Raw genomic sequence first — 21097 nt, forward strand, 5'->3', positions numbered from 1 at the left:
ATAGTCTGAAAAATAGGACCCGGAAGATTCGGATCTTTTATTCATCTGCAGGAACGAATTTGGTACCATAGTAGATCATACCGTGTTCACCGTCTTCCCCGAGTCTACGGAATACGGATCTTACCCTCATTCCAATATGAATCTTTTCTGGGTCACCAATTACCTGCGAAGTCAGACGGGGGCCTTCATCAAGCTGAATTATTGCAAGGGTGTAAGGAGCCTGGTCTTCAAAACCTTCCGCAGATGTATGAATTAATGTGTAGGATATTATTTCGCCAGTACCTTTGAACTTGTAAGACTCAATATGGCCTACACGTCTGCAATTTACGCAAAAATTACGTGGGGGATAGAAATACTCCCCGCATTCTTTACAGTGGGTACCTTCAAGGTTATACCTGCTGCCGAGACTTCTCCAGAATCTTGGAACTGAAGACATCGGATATCACCTCTCCCTCGAGAAAATATGCACTACTGCCGTAGCACCTGACCCTCCTACATTGTGGGTCATACCGTACTCTGCTCCTTCTACCTGACGCTGGCCTGCTTCCCCGCGCAACTGGGTTACGATTTCTACAGCCTGCTTTATGCCTGTTGCTCCTACCGGATGTCCGCAAGCTTTGAGGCCGCCAGATGTATTGACAGGAATCCTGCCTCCTATTGCAGTTTCACCGTTTGCTGTGACAATTCCGCCTTTTCCTTTTTCTGCAAACCCGAGATCCTCAATTGCGCAAATCTCGGCAATGGTGAAGCAGTCATGCACTTCTACAAGATCGATGTCTTTAGGCGTCAATTTTGCCATTGAATACGCCCGTTTTCCAGCCATTACGGTTGCATCGAGGGTTGTAATATCCCGCCGGTCATGAAGCGCAATTGTGTCACTTGCCTGAGCGGTTGCCCTGATATAAATGGGAGTATCCGTATACTTGTGCGCAATATCCGCTGGGGCAAGCACAAGAGCTGAAGCACCATCAGTTATTGGGGAACAGTCAAAAATATGTAAGGGATCGGCTACCATTATAGAGTTCAATACATCGTCTACAGTAATTCTGTTTTTATACTGAGCAATAGGATTAAAAGAGCCATTTTTATGGTTCTTTACGGCAACCTCGGCAAGCTGTTCGCCGGTTGTACCATACATGTGCATGTGCAACCTTGCAATCATTGCATAAATCCCAGGAAAAGTTGCCCCTGCCATTCCTTCCCATTCTCGATCAGCCGCTGCTGCAAGAGCTGAAGACGCCTCCTCAGAGCCGACATCAGTCATTTTTTCTGCTCCTGCCGCAACAACGATATCGTTATAACCGGAAGCTACAGCCATGATGGCCTGTCGCAGGGCAAGCCCGCCCGATGCACAGGCGGCTTCAACTCGCGTAGCCGGAACATGCAGGTTCTTGGAAAGTCCAGAATAATCTGCGATAAGAGCCCCTATATGTTCCTGATCAATAAATCGGCCTCCGCTCATGTTTCCTACGTAAAGGGAATCGATTTCTTTTCCGCCAACGCCTGCGTCTTCGATTGCTCCTGTCCCGGCTTCTACTACTATATCCCTCAGGGACCGTCCCCAGAGTTCTCCGAACTTGGTATTCTTTACTCCAATAATTGCTACATCTCTCATATTGTTCACTCCGTTTTCATGCCCGGCGGATCTTACCTTTATGCTTGGCGTATCTTGCATAGTCAATATATATAGGATCTTTAATCAGTTCGGAAACCGTCGGAGCCCTGTTCCGGATTTCCTCGATCCTGTCTGTAACTGTTATGCTAAAAGCATCAGACCCTGCGCCTGAACCGAAAGCGGTCGCAAAAATCCTGTCCCCTGGTTTTGCCTGGTCCAGAGTAGCAGCAATTCCCATTAGACAGGAACCTGAATATGTGTTCCCGATTTTTGGAACTACAAGCCCTGGAGCAATCTGGGCCTTGGTGAAACCCAAAGTTTTTGCAGCTTTGGTAGGGAATTTTCCGTTTGGCTGATGGAAAACCACATAATCATAATCTTCAGGCTTTGTCCCGAGTTTTTCCAGAAGACCTTTTGCGCCGTTAGTTACGTGCTTGAAGTAGCCCGGCTCTCCTGTAAAACGACCTCCGTGCTCAGGATAGGGCATTCCTTCCCTTCTCCAGAAATCAGGGGTGTCAGTTGTAAAGGAATAAGTGTCTTCAATGATCGCGGCAAGCTCGGATTCTTTTCTCCCAATTAGACAGGCAACTCCACCTGCAGCTGCAGTATATTCAAGGGCATCACCTGGGGCTCCCTGGGAAACATCTGCTCCTATAGCCATACCTAGGTCGATCATCCCTGAACCTACCAGTCCCATACAGGCCTGAATTGCGGCTGTCCCTGCCTTACATGCGAATTCGAAGTCTGCTGCAGTCATGTTTGGAGTCGCTCCTATAGCCTGAGCGACAATTGTGCTTGTTGGCTTTACGGCATAGGGATGACTCTCTGAGCCAGTATATACCGCCCCGATCCTGCTTGGATCAACCCCGCTTCTAGCCATCGCATATCTTGCAGCTTCCACAGCTATAGTTGCTGCGTCTTCATCGATATCAGGCACGGATTTTTCATATACCATAAGGCCATTTTTAAGAGACTCTGCATTATCACCCCAGAGCTGGGCGATTTCTTCAATTTTTATACGGTATCTGGGGACGTAAGCACCGTAAGATACAATTCCAATAGTCATTATTTCCACCTGTTTTTGAGTTTTTCAGGGTATCAGAATAAAGGGAGTTCATTCCTTAGCATAGTATTGACTGTATTTTCTCATTAACTGTACAATCTGGTCAAGATCCATCGTAGTTGCGACCAGGGGAATACGGTCGACTTCAGCCATCTTGACCGCAACAGGTTCTACCTCTTCTTTTCGAAGCCCATGAAGTACCACGGCGCCAGGCTTAAGGTTGGTAACCCTGATGGCCACCAAAGGGGATTTCCCAGTACTGACCTTCGTAAAGATCATGGCTCTGTCCGTACTCCAGCCGTAGAGCTTCTGAAATTCATGGGAAGAAAGTTCCAAGATTGCTCTCTGGCTGTCAATCACAGAGAAACCGTAAAGAGGCCTTTCCACTCCTTTGTAGACGATGTCTCCTTCTATAAGGTTGACAAGCTTTGCAAGCTGTATCGGGAACGTATACTCATATGTTGAGTAGATGGATTTCGTACTGCTTTCGGAATTAAGTATTGACTCGTAAGCGTGAATTTTTTTGCTTCCCCTATCTATGTCAATCTCAAGAAGAGATTCTACAATTTTTTTTACAATTAGTGTCCCTGGAGACTTTCGCCTTCCACTTTCATAGTCACTGATAACGGAGGGAGAAACCTTAAGGTAATTTGCAATATCGGTCTGGGATATCTCGAAATTCGATCTCCACTTTTTGAGTGACTCTCCCGGCTTTTCCGAAAGGGTTATATCTCCAGCCATTTTTTCCGCAAGACGGTTGCGCAGATTTTCTGAGGATTCATTAGATGTCATGAATTACGTACTCTAAGAGGAAACAGTACCATATATATCTAACGAATATTAGTTCGGCAATTGTCGCAAGACTTCTGTACAATCTAGTGCGAAAATTCTCACAAAAATTTATAACACTTGTAAAAGAAATAACATATGATGTCAGCCGAGCTACAGAATCAAGAGATAAACGTCTCAGATCTTCTTTTATATATCAACTGCCCTAGAAGAGTGTACTTTGCCAGCCGAGGCTTTGAATTATTTCCAGAAATAAACACCTCCAGGCTCGAAAGAATGATCCTGAAAGAACTTTCCCTGACTTATCCCGAAATTGTGAAGGGGTGTTCGTTAAATGACGATAACCTCCATAAAGAGCTTGAAATTTCCCTTACAAGGATATGTACAGACCTTCCGCTCTTGTTTCCGAGAGAACTTTCAGAGGTTACGAGAGAAACTTTTGAGGAAGGAAAAGCGCGGGCAAGGGCTAAAATTCCCGAAATTGCAGCCAACCTTCTAAGAGCAATTGAAGAATATGGTAAAGAGCCTATTCTTGCGGCACTCACGCCTATTAAAACCGAGCCGTTTCTTTCCTCGGAAAGACTCAACCTTAAAGGTGTCCCCTCCAAATTGGTTTACTTTGAAGGTGCGCAGGTTCCGTCAATCTTAAAGCCAGGAAGCTGCCCTGAACAGGGAGTCTGGGCTTCTGACCGGATACATGCCGCAGCTTTTGTCCTTCTTCTTGAAGCCGAAAGTGGAAAAGAAGTTCCCTTTGCCTTTGTGGAGTATGTAAGTTTCGGCCTGCTCCGAAGGGTAGTTGTTCGAAGCTCGGATAGGCGGGAAGTCCTCAAAATCTGCAGGGAAGTTGAGAAAATTAAGGCCGGATTCATGCCTGAGAGAAAGGAAGAGAAATTCTGTAAGGAATGTAACTTTCTAGAGCAATGCACACCGAGCCCGTCCCTGATGTCGAAATTTTTATGAAACTGGGATAATGGTCCATTTTGAAACATTTAAAAGAATTTTAATCTTTTTGGTGGCCTCTTCTAGCATTTTGTCCTCTATTCAGCTCATTTTTAGGTTTTCAGTATTTGGCTTGAGGTTCATTTTAATCCCCATGAACAATGAATAAACGGAGATAATATTATATTTAACATGAGATTTCATCTCTGAAATTTAAAAAAGATACAGATTTTCCTTTCTTCACCGTCTTTAAAGCCTTAATAAAAATAACTAAGATATATCTTAAAAAAGAAATTTTGGGGAGAGTGGACATATAATATGGGCTAATTGAACGAAGCGCATCAGAGTTGCACATGAATTTGTTTTATTTCACCTATGACTGAAAATTTTTAAAAAATAAATATACACCTATTGAATAAATGTGTATGAAACCTACACTTCTATCACGAAAATTAATTATTTGAGAACGATCAATGGAGATTGTTCCATCTTTGTAGCAATTTTAGAATTATTGGAATTGAATGACTCTTTATTTGAAAGTAAGATTCCATTTGTTCCTTTGTTATTTATTTTTTTAGCAGGAACGCCTGCAATTGAAATACCTTTTTCGTAAAATGATTTATTTACAACGGAATTTGCTCCAATTGCAATATCGTCTGCAATTGTAATATTTCCAAAAATTTTAGCGCCCGGTCCGATGTATACATTATTTCCTATTTGTGGAGCCGAAGTCTCGTCTCTGTTAGATCCTATATTGGTGCAGGCATGTATCCTGCAATTTTCTCCGACCCTGACGTTCTTGTTTATAACTATAGTTCCTCTATGAGCTATGCATAACCCTGGACCAAAAACATTTAGGGGGATAGTAAACCCTAGACAAATACTTATCTTGTGATATCTGTACTGTATATATTTTAAATATAATTTGGAAATTAAGGATTTTTTACAATTAGTGTAATACTCAGCCTTTCTTAGGATTCTCTGAAATTTCCATATATCATCGCCAACTAATTTAGGCTTCCGATAATTTTTTCCACAAGCTAACTTATCCGCTTTAACATAAAAATCGTAATCTGCTTTTGATTTAATTATAAAAATCTCCCCTTATAATAATAGGTATTAGAATTCTATATATCTAGTGTTGAGTCAATTATCAAAGATTCAATGATTCCGAATAATTGTAATCGATTTTGTACAACATTTTGCTGTTGACTCAATACTAGAAGTACAAAATATTCAATTAACCTGCTTAACTTTGACACAAAGGTCGAAGTTTTAAGGAACATCAATGAAGTAACTGTGTGTATTTTATTACATAGATGAGAATTTAGATAAATTTTTCTTAAATGACATGAAATTTTTTATAGTTATCCAGGTTTTTGAGCAACTTTTCGAAAGGAATAAACTACTTTAAAAGACCTTATTTTAATAATGTCCTTTCAATAATTTTTTGAAATTCGATTTACATCCAAGAGAGAAGTCAACACTAACAAAAGCGCCGTTACACAAAAATTCACCAGGAAAAATATCGAAAGTCTGAGAAAAAGAAGAAGACTTTAAATGAATTTTTGGTCAAGCTTTTTTTAAAAAGCTTGAGCCAAAGCCTTTTAAAGGTGAACCTCTCTCAGTCTGCATAACATGTCCAGACCAGCATATCTTGGAAAAATGCTTCTGCACTGGTGTGAGGCCTGTAATGTGCCTGTGCTAGGTAAAAAGTGCGGATGCGGCAAAAGTACAAAAAAAGTTGAGGTCACCCCTCCAGGGGATATCCGCCCGGCTTTTGATTATGATATAAAGCGCATAAATTCGGTTTCTGAAAAACAATTCAATGCGCCCCTTATACCCGACGGACACCTTGTAGTACTAAATAAAGCTCCATATGAAGATCGTATGGACGAAATTATTGTTGACGGGAAAGTGATCGCGTCTCTTAGATTTGAGATAGAGAGCTGTGAATGGGTTCTGCTTCCCAGGCTCGAAGGGGCAAGAAGGCTTTTCCAGGGCAGGGATAGAAAAGCCCTGAAAAAATGGGTTGTTATTGAGCAAGCCGTTGTACCTTTTATTCTGGAAAAGGGTGCAAGTGTTCTGGCACCTGGAGTTCTTGATGCCGATCCCGAAATCAAAAAAGAAGATGAGGTAGTTGTGCTGAACCCTACGGGGGAAGTAATCTGCTGCGGACGGGCTCGAATGTCAGGGAAAGAAATGTGTGAGGAAAAACGCGGGCATGCCGTAAAACCACGCTGGAGCAGGGAGCCAGAGCCACAAAAAACGAAATCTGGAGGGCAGACCTGGGAAGATGCCGTAAAAGCCAACGAAAAAATCCTGGACGGTATGATAGAAAAATCCCACGCCTTCATTAAAAATGTCGTAGGGAGCATGAATCTTAAAGTAAGCGTATCATATTCCGGGGGTAAGGATAGCCTTGCTGTGCTCCAGCTAGTTAGTGAAAGTCTTGATGATTACGAAATTATGTTTGCAGATACAGGACTTGAGTTTCCTGAAACCCTTGAGAACGTCAAACAGGTTGTTGAGCACTACGGGAAAAAACTCAGGACCTCAAGTGCAGGAGACGCTTTCTGGGATTCGATAAGTGTTTTTGGCCCTCCTACCATGGATACCCGCTGGTGCTGCAAAATCTGCAAGCTCGGACCAATTACCCGGTTAATTGATGAAAACTACGAAGGCGGATGCCTGAGTTTCATAGGGCAGCGGCAGTACGAATCTCACGCCCGTTCAATCAGCAAGAAAATCTGGAAAAATCCCTGGGTAGGAAACCAGGTAGGAGCATCCCCAATACAGGACTGGACAGCCCTTCATGTCTGGCTTTACCTTTTCAGGGCAAAAGCCCCCTATAATCCAGCTTATGAGAAAGGATACGATAGAATGGGATGCTGGCTCTGCCCATCTTCCTCTCTTGCCGACTTCTTCCAGCTCGAAGAAAGCCACCCCGAACTTGCAAAAAAGCTGAACTCCCATCTCCTTGCCTATGCCGAGAAAATGGGACTCTCTTCTGAGTGGGTAAAGTACGGTTTATGGCGCTACAAGCGATATCCTCGGATTCTCCAAGAACTTGCTGAGAAAAAAGGAATTTCTCTTCTTCCCTCCCAGGAGGCTCCAAAAGAACTTCATTTTGAAGTGGCTACAGGATACAGGCCCTGCAAGGCAGGAGGAATGTCTGCAGATGGAAGCTTCGGACAGGCAATTGATATGGAAACCCTGAAAGAATGCGGAATGCTTTCCCCTATCGGAAAGGTTTCTTTTATAGAAGGGGCTGCCTCGGTCACTTTCAGAGAATCCCGAGCACAGGTTTTTGCCTCGGGGAATGTTAACGGAAGAAGCGAGAATGAAAAAGAACTAAAAAAGCTTATGAGAATTGTTGAGTTCTCGGTAAGACGGGCTTTACTCTGCCAGGGGTGCGGAATTTGCGTGGGCCATTGTGAGCATAACGCGATTGAGATGAAAGAAAAGAAGGTAAGGATTAAAGAAAACTGCATTCACTGCGGAGCATGTATCGAAGTCTGCCCGCTTGTAAAATTTATTTAAACTTTTACAGCTGACGCGAGTTAGAATGGGAGTGCTTTGCAGAAAGAAAATAAGGGATCAAATAGAAGTAAACATGAAATTTCAAAAGAGGCAAAACTCAATAATCAAAAAGGCTTTTCTGACCCATCCTTTTTTGAAGTTCTCCTACCCTTACCCCTACACGTCTGAACTCATTCCGGCTTTCCGAAAGGAACTCGCCCAGGATTTCGCGAGTCACCTCGAGAAGAGCTTCTTTTGAATAGACAGGGTGGTTTAATGTACGACTTTTTGTATACATCCTGAACTTTGAGTTTATGACCGTAACGGTTACAGTCCTGAAGGAAAGCTCCCTTGAATCGAGTTTTGAAATTACATCTCCTGCCAGCCTGTCAAGTAATTGAGAAATAAGATTGATATCAAGGGTATCCTCAGGAAGGGTTGCGATCCTCCCTATCTGTTCAGAGCCATCCCTTTCTTTTAGGGGAGAATTATCGATACCTGATGCAGCTTGTTTAAGCCAGACACCCCGCATTTTTCCGAAAGTAGAGATCAAGTCGAGAACATTGTGTTCAGCAAGATCTTTTATTGTGACTATGCCCAATTCCTGCAGTTTTCCTGCGGTTACGTCCCCTATTCCCCAGAGTTTGGACACTTTAAGGGGCCAGAGAAAGCTCTCGACTTTTTCCGGACTTATAACCGTAATCCCATAGGGTTTCTGGACAGAGGATGCCATCTTGGCAATAAGCTTATTTGGGCCTATCCCCACCGAACAGGTCAGCTTCTCTTTATCCTTAATTTCATTCTTAATCTGGATTCCAATCTCAAAGGCAAGGTTAAAATCTCCACCTGTTTTTTCGGTAATTTCCAGGAAGGCTTCGTCTATGCTTATCTGTTCAAATGCCTCCCCTGTTTCCCTAGCATCCGCATAACTCCTGAGAATTTCCATAACCCGATCCGAGACCGAAGTATAGAAATCCTTTCGGACAGGCAGGAAAACCGCTTCAGGGTTCAGTTTCTTTGCCTTTGAACACGACATTCCTGCCCTGATCCCGGATTCCCGCGCGATATAATTGCAGGTACTTACAGCTCCACTGAGCTCACTTCTTCCGGACAGCATGCAGACCACAACGGCTTTTCCCTGAAGCTCAGGGTTTTCCCGCTCTTCAATGGCTGCAAAAAAATAGTCCATATCCACATGGAGAACAACACGCTGCATTGCAGTAAAAGAGGGTGGGAAGATTTGTATAATTATCTCTCATAATTTCAGAAGCAGAAAAGTACAAACCATAACACATAAGAAAGATAACTTCGTTAGTTGTAACACTGTTTTTAAAAAAGTTAGTTTTCAGCAGCAGACACGATTTTCATACAGGACGTTTTCAGTATGAGCACTCTGAATTCCCCACATAACTCCGAGGAAACAGCAACTTTCCCGCAAGAAATAACAGGCAAAAAGAGCCAGAAATCCGAAACAGGTTCTGAATCGGGTCAGGTACCCAGAAGAAGCTGTGTTCCTATACTGGAAGTTAGAGATCTCTGCCATAGATATCCTCATCTTGATTCAAATGCCCTGGATAAAATCAACCTCAAAGTGTTCAAAGGGGAGAGAGTTGCAGTTCTTGGGGCCAATGGAGCAGGAAAATCGACTTTATTCAAGCACCTTAACGGAATCCTGCGCCCTCTTTCAGGAGAAATTCTAATAAAGGGGGAAAAAATAACTAAAAAGAATGTCCGGGCATGCAGGGAAACCGTAGGGATCGTCTTCCAGGACCCTGATGACCAGGTGCTTGCTCCGAGTGTTGAAGAAGATATCGCTTTCGGGCCGATTAATATGGGTTTAGCCAGAAGTGAGGTTGAAACGAGAGTCAAAGAAGCACTTGAGATGGTCGGACTAACAGGCTTTGAGGAAAGAGCCCCACACCATCTGAGCGGAGGGCAGAAGAAACTTGTGGCAATTGCAGGCATCCTTGCAATGCGCCCTGAGGTTATAGTCCTTGATGAGCCCACAGCCGGCCTCGATCCCCTCAGTTCGGCTCGCGTGCTTGAGCTAATTATGAAGATGAACAGGGAACTTGGAATCACCCTGCTCCTTTCTACCCATGATGTGGATGTTGTCCCTTATTTTGCGGAAAGAGTTTTTGTTCTCCATCACGGAAGACTCGAAGCCGATGGGAGCCCAGACGAGATCTTCAGCGATCCCGAACTCCTGAGGAAAGCTCACCTCAGACTTCCGAGAGTGGCTGAAGTATTCGAAATGCTCCAGCAAAAAGGACTCGATGTAAACATACAAATAACAGCCGAAGCAGCCAGAGATGAAATACTGCGGCTCGTAAGCGTGGGACAACCAAAGGCTAGGATTGAGTGAAATCCGGAAAGAGTCTCAGAGGAGAAGTTTTAATGGTAACGCTTACGGATATCGAACGAGAATCATATAAAAACAGTCCAATACACAGGCTTGATCCCCGGATAAAGTTACTTTTTACACTTGTAATAATCATTTATGTAGTTAGTCTCCCCCGGATTCATGAAAAAAATATTGTCCGCCTTTTTGCCATAGAGATTTATTTGCTGCTACTGGTGCTTGTTGCAGGACTTGACCTAAGATACTTTTTCCTTCGAATTCTTGCGATTTTACCATTCGGACTCGCAATCGCCCTTATCCAGCCATTCCTCAGACCTTCCTTTATGGAAACTTATACTCCATACCCTCTTGACCTGCCTTTCGGGCTCAGTATAACTTATGAGGGACTTACCTTTGGGAGTACACTGCTTGCGAAATTTCTGGTATGCATAACAACTGTCGTCCTGTTTTCTTCAACGACACGGCTCAGAGATATGGTTGCAGCCGCAGATAGAATAGGCATCCCAAAAGAATTCACCCTGCTTTTGAGCATGATGGTGCGTTACCTCTTCCTTTTCTGGGCCGTTCTGAAAAGGATAAGGATCGCACAGCAAACAAGACTCTTTGATATATGGAGCAAAGATGCGCCAAGAAGATGGGTCATCGAGCAGGTGGGAAATAGCATTAGCTCAATCTTCATACGTTCCTACGAGCAGGGAGAGAGGACCTATATAAGCATGCTCTGCAGAGGCTATGGAAGCGGGCATGAAAAAGCGTATTACAGAACAAAAATCCAAACCCAGGATATCTTTTTTCTACTCCTGAGTGCAGGCTGCATCCTGTATATCCAACTTTATGTCTGAAAGGACTGCTTCCACGCTTTATTAACTCTTCAAATTGTTATTAACAGGCTTACAGATGACAGAGAGAAGAGAAGATATGAAGATGTCTTGGGATTTAGGTTATCTAGATAAGAAGAACTTATTCTAAGGTTTTCTGTCCCGAGGCCAGAAAAATTGAGTTATTCCCAAGGACTCTTTGTAGGAATGATTGCCTGCTTTTTTTAAATTCCTGTACCTCCAGAAGAGAATTGACTGAGGTATTTACAAGTCCAGTTTCTGAAAAGAGAAGGGAGGCATTCTCAGGACTTATTTTCTCATAGAGAGGCAGAGAGCTCCGGATTGGTCCGTAATAATCCTTGAAGACCGAATTGTGCTGGTTCTTTTTTAAAAACTTATCTGCCCACTCAGAAATCATTCTATTAACGCGTCTGCCTGGTCTGGGATCAAACCAGTCTCCATCTATGGCAAAAACCATCCCTCCGGGTTTAAGGACTCGCTTCCATTCCGTAACAGCGCAGGAAGGCTTCTGAAGAGTCCACAGCAGGAACTTATTCGTGACCAGATCGAAAGAACTATCCTCAAAAGGTAGGTTTTCCGCATCTCCATGAAAAAAGTCAATTTTAAGTCCCATATTGTCTGCATTATGCTTCGCTTTCTTGAGCATATTGGTTGAGAGATCTATACCTGTTACTTTATGCCCCATCTCAGCAAAGAGAAGGGCGAGAAACCCAGCGCCTGTACCCACATCCAGTATGTTTAAACGCTCACTCAAAGAAAAGGAATTTTCAAATATTTGTTTCCAGACAGCACGTTCCTCTTCATCAAAGCCATTTATCCCGTTTGTATATGTGGAAGATCTGATATTCCAATAACTTGCAATAACTTTCTTGCAGTCTATAAAAATACCCCACGCAATTATAATATAGAGGCCTTTGACTACCCTTCTTTTAAATAAATTTTTTCTGATTTTTACAGTTAAAGATTTGGAAGGCTTCAACCTGCATCCATTTTCAGTGGGTTTAGGAACCCCTTCAATTTCCAGAGTTAGAGTATTAGATACTTTTTTGGAAATGTTGAAAATTTGATATCGATTTAAAGCCAACTTTAGAAATTTTCATAATTTGGTTCTATTGGTTGTTTCATCCTTCAGTGCTAGATTCTTTATGACAAACAGTTTTTGACTTCAGGCGTCGAATCTTCAGGCATTTTACGCGTGTATTTTTCAATCTAATAACCGGTGTTCTCGCAATTTCCTCAGACATATTTTACTCCTTTCTGGCCAGACAGGATTTTCCCAACTTCTGGCTCATACTTTGAATAATTTAGTTAAGATAAATTAATTTCTATCTTTTATTAATCTGCATACTAGTTAATAAATTTATTCATAAAAATAACACCAAAACGGAATTTAATGGCATCAAGTCAGGTAAAAAGTTGTTCAAAAGAAAATAAGACTTCCAATAAATCTGAGTCCAATAGAGCTGCAGAAGGTTAGTTTGAAAATTAAAAACTTTAAGCTCCTCTATTCTCGAAAATCAGAGGATTCTAAAAGAACTAAGGCAATTTGAGTTACTTTGTACTTCGGGAGACAAGTAACACTAATTTTTGATTTTATGGGACAAAGTATTTATTATATAAGATATTTCAATACAAAGTATTACCAAATTCAAATTTAGTAATACAACCGAACTCTCGATTCTGGGGGAAACAGGGGCAAGAGGGGCAGATTCACGATGCAGAGAATAAGAACAAAAAAGGTTTCGCCAAAGGAAAAAAATACCTTACTGGTAAATGGAGAATGGAACAAATTATTCCCTACATCTTCACAAGCCCCTCCTATTGCTCAATACTTTTCTCCTTTTACTTATCCTGTTTCTTATCCCGCTCCTGATTGCTCGTTTTTTTCTCCAGGGTTTCTCTACCTTGATCTGAACATTTACCGGGAATCCGTGATAAAAGCTCTTATCAAAGAACAAAGTGAGGATCTGTATCGGCTAATCGAAAGGGTCAACTTTGACGGAAAATATTATCGGGTAAAATGCTTGCGTTTCGGAGAATGGAAACACTGCTGGGATCTGGCGGTTCGAGTGCAATTTTTTGGGATGATGCCGGGGTTAGCCTTCGAGCCGATAAAGATAGTTTCCAGGGAAAGCAGGAAAATAATATACAGATCCCTTGTCCTGGTAAATCCATATGAGTTGTGGGAAAGGAGACTGGTCGAAAGGTTATGGAATCTTCAGGATAGGATTGAATTTTTAATAGCAAAAATCCTCTTTCACGAGTGCATCCATATCCTTATCTTCCTTGGAAAAACTCTACCCTCAGGTTTTGAGCAGACGAATGTTTTCCTTGAGTTCAGAGAACTGCTCAAGTTTGTAAATTCAGAGAAACTGTGTCCTGAAAGTCGTAGCGTCCAGTCCCACCTTCGAACTCTGACTGATCTTGGCCCAAACATTTCCGAAAGTTCCGAACAAAAGCCGGATAAGGTTAATGAACTTTACGAATTCCTGATACACGAAAAATACAGCATCAAAAAAACTGATCTGGCTTTCGGCCTTCCCTGCAGCAACAGAAAAATTTCCTTGAATTATGTGAAACTAGCAGCTTTGAAAATTGGCCCCTGTATGGAACTTAATAAGAAAATCTGGAAGAAAGAACTTAACAGGTTGCAGAAAGATCTGGAAAAGCTGTATGACAGAATTGATTGTAACGAAAGCTCTGATAGTGGGATAAATTGAAAATTTCTTTGAAAGGCTTGAACATTAGCGCTTGAAAAATGTCAGAAAGAAGGACGACGAAGCGTGAGAAATGTGAGTGAAAATTAACAACAATACAGTTCCGAATAAAAGTATAAAGGTTTACTAATAAAAATTGAGGGAAATGCATGGCCAGAGTTATGATCGTGGACGATGCCGAATTTATGCGAATGGTAATTAAAGACACTCTCTTAAAACACGGGCATGAGGTGGTTGCAGAAGTAAGTGATGGAGAAGAGGCAATTCAGACATATCTAGAAATAAAGCCCGATATCGTGTTAATGGATATTATTATGCCAGAGATAGATGGAAAAGAGGTATTGCAAAAACTTCTTGCTGTGGATCCTGAAGCAAAAGTAGTAATGTGCTCCTCGCTTGGGCAACAAGCCCTCATAACCGAATCAATAAAGATAGGCGCCATGGGTTTTATAGTAAAGCCTTTTAAACCGGATGGAATGCTGGATGTAATAAAAAAAATCTCGGAGCCGAATTAGTTTATTTAACTCAAACCAGGTTACTTGATTGAAATAACAGACCAGAGCCTAAAGCTCAAAGCTACTTTAATATTTATTTAAGTTTGATCGATTCGATTCTTTCACGCCGCGTTGATTATACTTGATTCTTTCACTAATATGTGTAAAATCAGAATATTCCATCTCAATGTTTAGTTAAAGTTTGATTAATTTAGATAATAAATGCCTATGTAAAAATCCTCAATTTAACCTAGAATTTGAAACTTTGCACCAGCCCCTGCCTGCTTTGTTACCACAGGCAGGGGAAAAAAGGAGTTCAGGTGACTTAGGCGAATTAGGAGGTAATTTAGTTTTGTGTCTGTTCGCCAGAGACCCTTTATCGATATTACCAATGAGTATTTAAGATTTTTGGTTATTTTTTTATTACGAATTATTAATTTTTGAGAAGATATTCTTACATAATTGGGACGTTAATTTTTTGGAGAATTTACCATCTCGTAGTGACAAAATTGAAAGCGAGATAAGTAGGGTATGCAGTCAAAAAATGATGTGAAAAGAGATTCGACTTAATGGAAGATATGATGATACTTAATTTGACTAAAAAATAAAAATACAGATACTGGAGAAGGTTCCAATAAAAAAATTGTCGAAAAAAGTAATACCAAAACGTATATATGTAATACTAGACAATGTGATATTATCAAAAGAATTCTTTGAAAACGGTTACCTGAAACATTGTAAGAGATATAAAGAAATTAAGGTTATTCCTGAAAAAGAATTTTCGGGCTTCATATTAAGTAGGTCTGTACCTCATTTAAGGAATGTTCTTCAACATAAAAAGAATTCCTGTTTGAATTAATAGGAAATAAGAGATCGGGGTAAAAAGAGGGAAATATGAAATGCATATACCTGATTCGTTCATACCGCTTGACCAAGCAATAATCTACTGGGTTATTGCTCTTCCGTTTATTATAATGTCAATGAAATGGGCAAAAAACGAGCTTAATGAGATGAAAGTACCGATTCTTGCCGCCCTTGCAGCAGGAATCTTTGCAATTCAGGCCATGAATATCCCCATAGGGATGGGAACAAGCGGGCATATGGTAGGAGCAGCCCTTGTTGCCATAGTCTTCGGAAGCCCGTGGGCTGGGGTTCTTGTGCTTACGTTAGTCCTGCTTGTGCAGGGGTTCGCCTTCGGTGATGGGGGAGTTACTACCATGGGAGCGAATATTCTGAATATGGGTGTTATCTCCGGGTTTGTCGGATATTATACCTATGCTGCCCTTCGTAAGAGCATAGGTACAAGTATTGCAGCCTTCGGAGGCGCCTGGCTCGGACTCTTTATTTCGGCAATAGCCTGTGCAGTTGAGATGTGGATTGCAGGTACTTTCCCGCTGGTTTCCGGCTTGGCTGCCATGGGTACATATCATCTGATAATTGGTTTTATCGGCGAAGGCCTGATTACTTCAGTTGTAATAACAGCAATTGCAAGATCCCGTCCCGACCTCCTTGAGGATGATTTCACTGCCAGACCAGAGAAGCATAAGGAGGCCCATGCATGAGCGGAAAATCAAACATAAAATTCTTATACGTAGGAATTGTGATTGCACTTCTGCTCTCGATTCTAGCTCCTTTCCTTGCATCCCCCGACCCAGACGGACTGGAAAGTGCTGCTGCAGGTGTAATTGAGGAATCAAAAATGTCCGAACTGGAAGAAAGTGATCCTGTAGTAGGTTCTCCAATGCCTGACTATTCAATCGAAGGACTGGGAAAGAGTGGAGAAGTAGTAGCTATAGCTGTTGGAACACTTGCAGTACTGATAATCAGTTTAGGGCTGGGCAAAGTATTCAACAAAAAAGCCTGAACATAAAGCCTATTTCTCCCCCCTTAAAACCATTTTTCTTCCAAAAAGTAAAAAGCAGAAACGACTTGCATACTTTTGGAAAAACATCTCAGTTACTGCCAATAAATATAAGACTAGAAGGGCATAAGTCCTTCACAATACAGATTTTGCACTTTGGTCTCCTTGCCTGGCAGACCTTCCTTCCATGATAAATCAGGGTCATAGAAATTGAATCAAGGTCTTCCTTTCGAGCAAGTGAAATAAGATCCTTTTCAATTTTATCAGGATCGGAGTTCTTAGTAAGTCCCAGCCTTCTTGAAACCCTCATTACATGAGTATCCACAGCAATTCCCTCTATTATCCCAAATGCTCTGGCAAGGACTATATTAGCCGTCTTCCTCCCGACACCTGGCAAACTGATCAGCTCTTCCATAGTTTTTGGAACTTCTCCATTGTATTTCTCAGCAATCATCTGCGCAGCAGCTTTGATGTTCTTTGCCTTGGCTTTGTAAAAACCTGTAGAATATAAATCATTCTCAAGTTCCCGGAGATCTGCACTAGCATAGTCTTCTGCGGTCCTGTACTTTTTGAACAGTTTTTCAGTCACTCTATTAATCTGGATATCGGTCGACTGGGCTGAAAGAACAGTCGCCACAAGCAACTCAAGAGGATTGCTGTAATTAAGAGAGGGCTTCACATCAGGATACTCTTTCTTTAGAAGAGCCCAGATCTTGTCGAAATTGTGCGTATTGTCTGGGATGTTGTATTCAGAAACAAAATCCTGTGTGTCAAGTTTTTTTGGCTTTCTTTCAGGCATGATAACTCCATGTTTGAGTTGTTGTTTCCCGGTTTTATCGGGAAATAGCTTGAGGAAATATATTCTCTTTTTAAGGTACCTGAGAAGTTTGAGTTCTGCATCTTTCTCCAGGTTACAGCATATAAGGAATATCCGAACATGTAGTAGGATACGAGAAAACCAGTTTTTTTATATCCGATGCCTTAAGCCCAAGCCGCATTATTGCAGCGAAGATGTTGATAGCTTCTCCGGCATTAGGCCCCAAAATATGCGCTCCCATTATGCGGTCGTTTGTTTCATCGATAATTATTTTTGAAGCCGCAAACTCGATTCCTGCTCTCCGGGTAGTGCTCCAGTTGCTTCTGTCCTGGTAAATTACTCTATACTTTCTATACTTATCACTATCTCTAGCCACACTGACTCCTACAGAAGCCAGAACAGGAATTGTAAAAACCGCACTTGGAATGCCTGTATAGTCTGCCTCAACACTATCTTCCTCAAGGACATTGATTGCAGCAACTTCTCCCTGAAGGGTTGCTACAGGAGTTAGCTGTACACCCTCCAATGCACAGTCCCCACCCGCGTAGATCCGAGGGTTTGAGGTTTTCATGTGCTTATCAACCACAATAGCTCCCTTTTCAGTTTTAACCCCGGCATTTTCAAGACGTAAATCCTCTGTATCTGCTACACGACCTGCTCCATGTACTACCATATCCGCACGGAAACTCTGAGTTTCAGATTCAGTTCCGGATTTAGATTTAACCCTTACAAGAAAACCATTGTCTTCTTTTTCTACAGAAATCACCGGTTTATTTGTGAGGATCTTTATTCCTGCGGCTTCGGATGCTTTCACAAGCATATTTACCATATCAGAATCAAAAGCTCCCAAAACCCTTTCACTCCGTTGCAGGATTAGTACTTCAGCTCCAGTCCTCCGCACAACATGTGCGAACTCTATGGATATATAACCTCCTCCAATGAAAATGATTCTTCCAGGAAGCTTTCTGGTTTCCATTAATTCCTCACTTGTGGTGACATACTCTTCACCGGGAATATTGAGTTTTCTGGGTTTTGCACCTGTAGCAAGGAAAATATACTCTCCTTTAAGTTTGTCCGCTCCGACAACGACTGTGTTTTGATTTTCGAAATATGCCCTCCCATGATAGGTATCAATTCCCATATCAACCAGGAGTTTCTCTGCTTTGCTGGAATATCCTTCCGTAAATGTCTTTTTAAACTCGATCAGTGAAGTCCAGTCGAGCTTTAAAGGAGTGTTTATCTCTACACCTTTTCCTATTAGCCGGTTGTTTGAGTCAATGACCTCAGTAAGATCAGTGAGCACCTCTTTCGGATCACATCCCCTTAGAGGACAGGTGCCTCCATATTCCCTTGAGTCAACAATAGCGATTCTTAATCCAGAATGTGCAACTTTACCCGCAAAGGTTCTGCCCGCAGTACCAGTCCCGATAACTATAATATCATAATTCCTTTCCATTGAACTCCCCCACCCTACGAGAATACTTTTTGAAATAAAGCAATAAGATATTTTAAATGCTATATTATATGCAATTTATCCATTTTAGTCTCAAAGAATAAGTATTTCACCTGAATCTTGACTCCAGAGAAATAAGTATTTCACCTGATATTTTCCCGAAAGAAGCAAATAACAGTATACATTTCAAGATTTATGCAAAAAGAGTACCAAAAACTTAAAGAACTATATCCCCAGAAGAGTTCCTGCATCACCTTGATGGAAATACTGTGTTTGTAGAACTGAAGTCCAGTTTTTCAGGAAAAAGTCTTCTTTTTAATATAATAATAGGTAGACCATAAGTTTTATAGCTAATAATTTTTAAAGCAAGTATATTGGTGATTTTTTGGTAAAAAGGGCACTGCTCAGCGTCTCAGACAAGACAGGAATTGCAGAATTCGCACGCGGGCTTGAATTACTTGGCGTGAAGATTATTTCAACAGGCGGAACAGCGAAAATTCTTCGCGACGCCGGCGTAGAAGTTACCGATGTCTCGGAAGTTACGGGCTTTCCGGAAATGATGGGAGGAAGGGTCAAAACTCTCCACCCAAGAATTCACGGCGGACTCTTATGCCTGCGAGAGAGCAAGGAACAGATGGCTGAGGCTGAAAGAGAAGACATCTCGCTTATTGACATGGTGGCTGTAAACCTCTATCCTTTTGAGGTAACGATCTCAAAGGAAGGTGTGGAACTCGAAGAAGCCATTGAGAACATAGATATCGGAGGCCCAACCCTTCTTCGTTCGGCAGCTAAAAACTATCGTTCTGTTACAGTTCTCTCCGATCCATCAGACTACGGGCGTGTCCTCAAAGAACTTCGTTCAAGCGGGGTAGTTTCAGAGGCAACCCGGGCTGCCCTTGCAGTTAAAGCTTTCAGGCATACTGCGGATTATGATGCAGCCATTGACACCTACATGAGCAGAACCCTGCTCGGAGAAAACGTGCTTCGCATGAACTTTACCGACGGCATAAAACTCCGCTATGGAGAAAACTGGCACCAGAAAGCCTATTTTTATAAAGATTCCAAAATAGAAGGCCCTACTCTGGCAAAAGCCGTCCAACTGCACGGAAAAGAACTTTCATATAACAACTATGTGGATGCCGACAATGCCCTTCAGACGGTAAAAGAACTCGGAAATGCTTCTCCTGCCGTGGCAATTGTAAAACACAATAATCCATGCGGACTTGCAACCGGAAGCACACTCCTGCAGGCTCTTCAGGCTGCCTGGGATGGAGACCCTATTTCAGCTTACGGAAGCATAATATGCACTAATGAAATTTTTGACCTTGAAGCTGCGACTTTTCTGAATGGAAAGTTTGTAGAAATTATTCTCGCTCCTGACTTCAAACTTGATGCCCTTGAATACCTGAAAAACAAAAGTGAGAACCTTAGACTCCTTAGATTGCCGGATCTCAAAGAAGCTTTCGGAACAGACTATACATATAAGTATGTAATCGGAGGCATGCTCAAGCAAAGTCGAGATATCGGTCTCTACGAAAAATGGGAGTCAGTTACTGACATTCTCTATCCTGAAGAAAAGCGTTCTCTTTCGGAATTCTGTCTTAAAGCCTGTAAGGCAACCAAATCCAATTCAGTTATTCTTGCTCATGAATACGAGCCAGGATTCTTCATGGTACTTGCTATGGGAGCAGGACAGCCAAATAGGGTCGACTCGATTCGCAAACTGGCAGCCACAAAAGCTGTTGAAAATCTAAAGATAATTTATGAAAGGGAACACCCTGCAACTTCTTTTGAAGATTATTGCCAGAAAATTATGTCAGAGTGTGTAATGGTTTCAGATGCCTTTTTCCCCTTTGATGATAGTATAATTTATGCCGCAGAAAATAATATCCGTTACATAGTCTCTCCAGGGGGATCAATTCGAGATGGCGAAGTTATTGCTGCTGCAAATCGACTAGGAGTGGCCATGATTTTTACAGGTATGCGTCACTTCCTTCATTAAGAACCATTTTCAGGTATTGACAAATAACAATTGAATTACCCCTGAGTCATTAGCTCAGGGGTTTCTTGAGCTATTTTTGATTAATTGTCAAATCAGATCACGAAATTAAAATTAACTGTCTATCTAGATATAAATGCTAATATTAATGAGTGGGAATGTGTAAAAACCAGGATACACGTCAAATTTATTTATTTATTTATTTATTTATTTATTTATTTATTTATTTATTTATTTATTTATTATATGAATACATTTACCCTTTGATTCTTAAGTACTTTTTTAAATTAATTATTGTATTTTTAAGTATAAATATTAAGTTTTTTTTAATTGTCGACTTTATCCAATTTCCCGGAGATAAATACTGAGCTTATATTAGTAAAATAATCTGATACTATTGACATATGTATTTTCTTTTGATATTAAGAAAAATTATTTAAGAAGACAATTTGCATTTTCGGTAGAATGATACGTATATTTTGAAATAGGAGAGAAAAATTAGCAGAAATAAGTACACTTTCGAAAAAGATAATATATATTGAATTCGTATAGCATTCTAGCAATGTTATATCATCTGGATATAATTACTTCTCTAAATAAATCTAAAAAATAAGAAGAATTAAAACT

Annotated in this window: 18 protein-coding genes; 9 read left to right on the forward strand and 9 right to left on the reverse strand. The window is 41.4% G+C overall.

The genetic code is table 11. From position 1 onward, the window contains the following. Positions 1-37: 37 nt before the first annotated feature. From BP861_RS02105 to BP861_RS02120, 4 genes are read right to left on the reverse strand one after another with little or no spacing between them, the layout of a single operon-like run. On the reverse strand, positions 38-436 hold the full coding sequence (locus BP861_RS02105; RefSeq protein ID WP_292372111.1) for a Zn-ribbon domain-containing OB-fold protein: 399 nt from the start codon (positions 434-436) through the stop codon (positions 38-40). Positions 437-442: 6 nt separating this feature from the next. Next, on the reverse strand, positions 443-1615 hold the full coding sequence (locus BP861_RS02110) for a thiolase domain-containing protein (protein ID WP_292372112.1): 1173 nt from the start codon (positions 1613-1615) through the stop codon (positions 443-445). 16 nt (positions 1616-1631) lie between these two features. Beyond that, positions 1632-2681, reverse strand: a complete 1050-nt coding sequence (locus BP861_RS02115) for a hydroxymethylglutaryl-CoA synthase (protein ID WP_292372114.1) — start codon at positions 2679-2681, stop codon at positions 1632-1634. 48 nt (positions 2682-2729) lie between these two features. Next, positions 2730-3470 (reverse strand): helix-turn-helix domain-containing protein, encoded by a 741-nt coding sequence (locus BP861_RS02120; protein WP_292372116.1) that lies wholly within the window; start codon positions 3468-3470, stop codon positions 2730-2732. A gap of 135 nt (positions 3471-3605) precedes the next feature. Here BP861_RS02120 and BP861_RS02125 point away from each other — a divergent pair, with 135 nt between their 5' ends. Beyond that, positions 3606-4427: a CRISPR-associated protein Cas4 gene (locus tag BP861_RS02125; protein WP_292372118.1), complete on the forward strand. Its 822-nt coding sequence runs from the start codon at positions 3606-3608 to the stop codon at positions 4425-4427. Between the two features lie 435 nt (positions 4428-4862). On the opposite strand, the gene BP861_RS15965 is transcribed toward BP861_RS02125, so the two are convergent. Continuing rightward, entirely contained in the window at positions 4863-5504 is a 642-nt protein-coding gene (locus BP861_RS15965) for a serine O-acetyltransferase (protein WP_349680987.1), read from the reverse strand. A gap of 540 nt (positions 5505-6044) precedes the next feature. On the opposite strand from BP861_RS15965, the gene BP861_RS02135 reads away from it, so the two are divergent. After that, positions 6045-7949 carry a phosphoadenosine phosphosulfate reductase family protein gene (locus BP861_RS02135; RefSeq protein ID WP_292372120.1) on the forward strand — a complete coding sequence of 635 codons (1905 nt, stop codon included), beginning with the start codon at positions 6045-6047 and terminating at the stop codon, positions 7947-7949. Between the two features lie 97 nt (positions 7950-8046). Here the strand turns inward: BP861_RS02135 and dinB are convergent, their stop codons facing one another. Further along, positions 8047-9144: a DNA polymerase IV gene (gene dinB / locus BP861_RS02140; RefSeq protein ID WP_292372122.1), complete on the reverse strand. Its 1098-nt coding sequence runs from the start codon at positions 9142-9144 to the stop codon at positions 8047-8049. A gap of 168 nt (positions 9145-9312) precedes the next feature. Here dinB and BP861_RS02145 point away from each other — a divergent pair, with 168 nt between their 5' ends. Both BP861_RS02145 and cbiQ read left to right on the forward strand, forming a co-directional pair. After that, positions 9313-10293: an ATP-binding cassette domain-containing protein gene (locus BP861_RS02145; RefSeq protein ID WP_292372125.1), complete on the forward strand. Its 981-nt coding sequence runs from the start codon at positions 9313-9315 to the stop codon at positions 10291-10293. A 32-nt stretch (positions 10294-10325) separates the two neighbouring features. Further along, positions 10326-11132 (forward strand): cobalt ECF transporter T component CbiQ, encoded by an 807-nt coding sequence (cbiQ, locus tag BP861_RS02150; protein WP_292372127.1) that lies wholly within the window; start codon positions 10326-10328, stop codon positions 11130-11132. Between the two features lie 118 nt (positions 11133-11250). On the opposite strand, the gene BP861_RS02155 is transcribed toward cbiQ, so the two are convergent. Further along, positions 11251-12213: a class I SAM-dependent methyltransferase gene (locus BP861_RS02155; protein ID WP_292372129.1), complete on the reverse strand. Its 963-nt coding sequence runs from the start codon at positions 12211-12213 to the stop codon at positions 11251-11253. Positions 12214-12844: 631 nt separating this feature from the next. Here BP861_RS02155 and BP861_RS02160 point away from each other — a divergent pair. From BP861_RS02160 to BP861_RS02175, 4 genes are all read left to right on the forward strand, one after another. Next, the gene (locus BP861_RS02160; protein WP_292372131.1) at positions 12845-13849 is read left to right on the forward strand and encodes a hypothetical protein; all 1005 of its coding nucleotides are present in this window, start codon (positions 12845-12847) and stop codon (positions 13847-13849) included. A gap of 146 nt (positions 13850-13995) precedes the next feature. After that, positions 13996-14361: a response regulator gene (locus BP861_RS02165; RefSeq protein WP_292372133.1), complete on the forward strand. Its 366-nt coding sequence runs from the start codon at positions 13996-13998 to the stop codon at positions 14359-14361. 878 nt (positions 14362-15239) lie between these two features. Next, positions 15240-15902: a cobalt transporter CbiM gene (gene cbiM / locus BP861_RS02170; RefSeq protein WP_292372135.1), complete on the forward strand. Its 663-nt coding sequence runs from the start codon at positions 15240-15242 to the stop codon at positions 15900-15902. Continuing rightward, positions 15899-16204 (forward strand): PDGLE domain-containing protein, encoded by a 306-nt coding sequence (locus BP861_RS02175; RefSeq protein WP_292372137.1) that lies wholly within the window; start codon positions 15899-15901, stop codon positions 16202-16204. Before cbiM ends, BP861_RS02175 begins: the two co-directional genes overlap by 4 nt. Before the next feature lie 88 nt (positions 16205-16292). Here the strand turns inward: BP861_RS02175 and nth are convergent, their stop codons facing one another. Both nth and BP861_RS02185 read right to left on the reverse strand, forming a co-directional pair. Next, positions 16293-17000, reverse strand: a complete 708-nt coding sequence (gene nth / locus BP861_RS02180; RefSeq protein WP_292372138.1) for an endonuclease III — start codon at positions 16998-17000, stop codon at positions 16293-16295. A 112-nt stretch (positions 17001-17112) separates the two neighbouring features. Further along, positions 17113-18474, reverse strand: coding sequence for a dihydrolipoyl dehydrogenase family protein (locus BP861_RS02185; RefSeq protein ID WP_292372140.1), 1362 nt, complete (start codon positions 18472-18474; stop codon positions 17113-17115). Between the two features lie 382 nt (positions 18475-18856). On the opposite strand from BP861_RS02185, the gene purH reads away from it, so the two are divergent. Then, positions 18857-20473, forward strand: coding sequence for a bifunctional phosphoribosylaminoimidazolecarboxamide formyltransferase/IMP cyclohydrolase (gene purH, locus BP861_RS02190; protein WP_292372142.1), 1617 nt, complete (start codon positions 18857-18859; stop codon positions 20471-20473). The last annotated feature ends 624 nt before the right edge of the window (positions 20474-21097 follow it).

This window comes from Methanosarcina sp. UBA411, assembly GCF_002495725.1.
In the GTDB taxonomy this organism is placed as follows: Archaea; Halobacteriota; Methanosarcinia; order Methanosarcinales; family Methanosarcinaceae; genus Methanosarcina.

Excerpts from the sequence above, each read along its gene's own strand:
- BP861_RS02105 (WP_292372111.1), bottom strand. The coding sequence starts at position 436 with ATGTCTTCAGTTCCAAGATTCTGGAGAAGTCTCGGCAGCAGGTATAAC.
- BP861_RS02110 (WP_292372112.1), bottom strand. The coding sequence starts at position 1,615 with ATGAGAGATGTAGCAATTATTGGAGTAAAGAATACCAAGTTCGGAGAA.
- BP861_RS02115 (WP_292372114.1), bottom strand. The coding sequence starts at position 2,681 with ATGACTATTGGAATTGTATCTTACGGTGCTTACGTCCCCAGATACCGT.
- BP861_RS02120 (WP_292372116.1), bottom strand. The coding sequence starts at position 3,470 with ATGACATCTAATGAATCCTCAGAAAATCTGCGCAACCGTCTTGCGGAA.
- BP861_RS02125 (WP_292372118.1), top strand. The coding sequence starts at position 3,606 with ATGATGTCAGCCGAGCTACAGAATCAAGAGATAAACGTCTCAGATCTT.
- BP861_RS02135 (WP_292372120.1), top strand. The coding sequence starts at position 6,045 with ATGTCCAGACCAGCATATCTTGGAAAAATGCTTCTGCACTGGTGTGAG.
- dinB (WP_292372122.1), bottom strand. The coding sequence starts at position 9,144 with ATGCAGCGTGTTGTTCTCCATGTGGATATGGACTATTTTTTTGCAGCC.
- BP861_RS02145 (WP_292372125.1), top strand. The coding sequence starts at position 9,313 with ATGAGCACTCTGAATTCCCCACATAACTCCGAGGAAACAGCAACTTTC.
- cbiQ (WP_292372127.1), top strand. The coding sequence starts at position 10,326 with ATGGTAACGCTTACGGATATCGAACGAGAATCATATAAAAACAGTCCA.
- BP861_RS02160 (WP_292372131.1), top strand. The coding sequence starts at position 12,845 with ATGCAGAGAATAAGAACAAAAAAGGTTTCGCCAAAGGAAAAAAATACC.
- BP861_RS02165 (WP_292372133.1), top strand. The coding sequence starts at position 13,996 with ATGGCCAGAGTTATGATCGTGGACGATGCCGAATTTATGCGAATGGTA.
- cbiM (WP_292372135.1), top strand. The coding sequence starts at position 15,240 with ATGCATATACCTGATTCGTTCATACCGCTTGACCAAGCAATAATCTAC.
- BP861_RS02175 (WP_292372137.1), top strand. The coding sequence starts at position 15,899 with ATGAGCGGAAAATCAAACATAAAATTCTTATACGTAGGAATTGTGATT.
- nth (WP_292372138.1), bottom strand. The coding sequence starts at position 17,000 with ATGCCTGAAAGAAAGCCAAAAAAACTTGACACACAGGATTTTGTTTCT.
- BP861_RS02185 (WP_292372140.1), bottom strand. The coding sequence starts at position 18,474 with ATGGAAAGGAATTATGATATTATAGTTATCGGGACTGGTACTGCGGGC.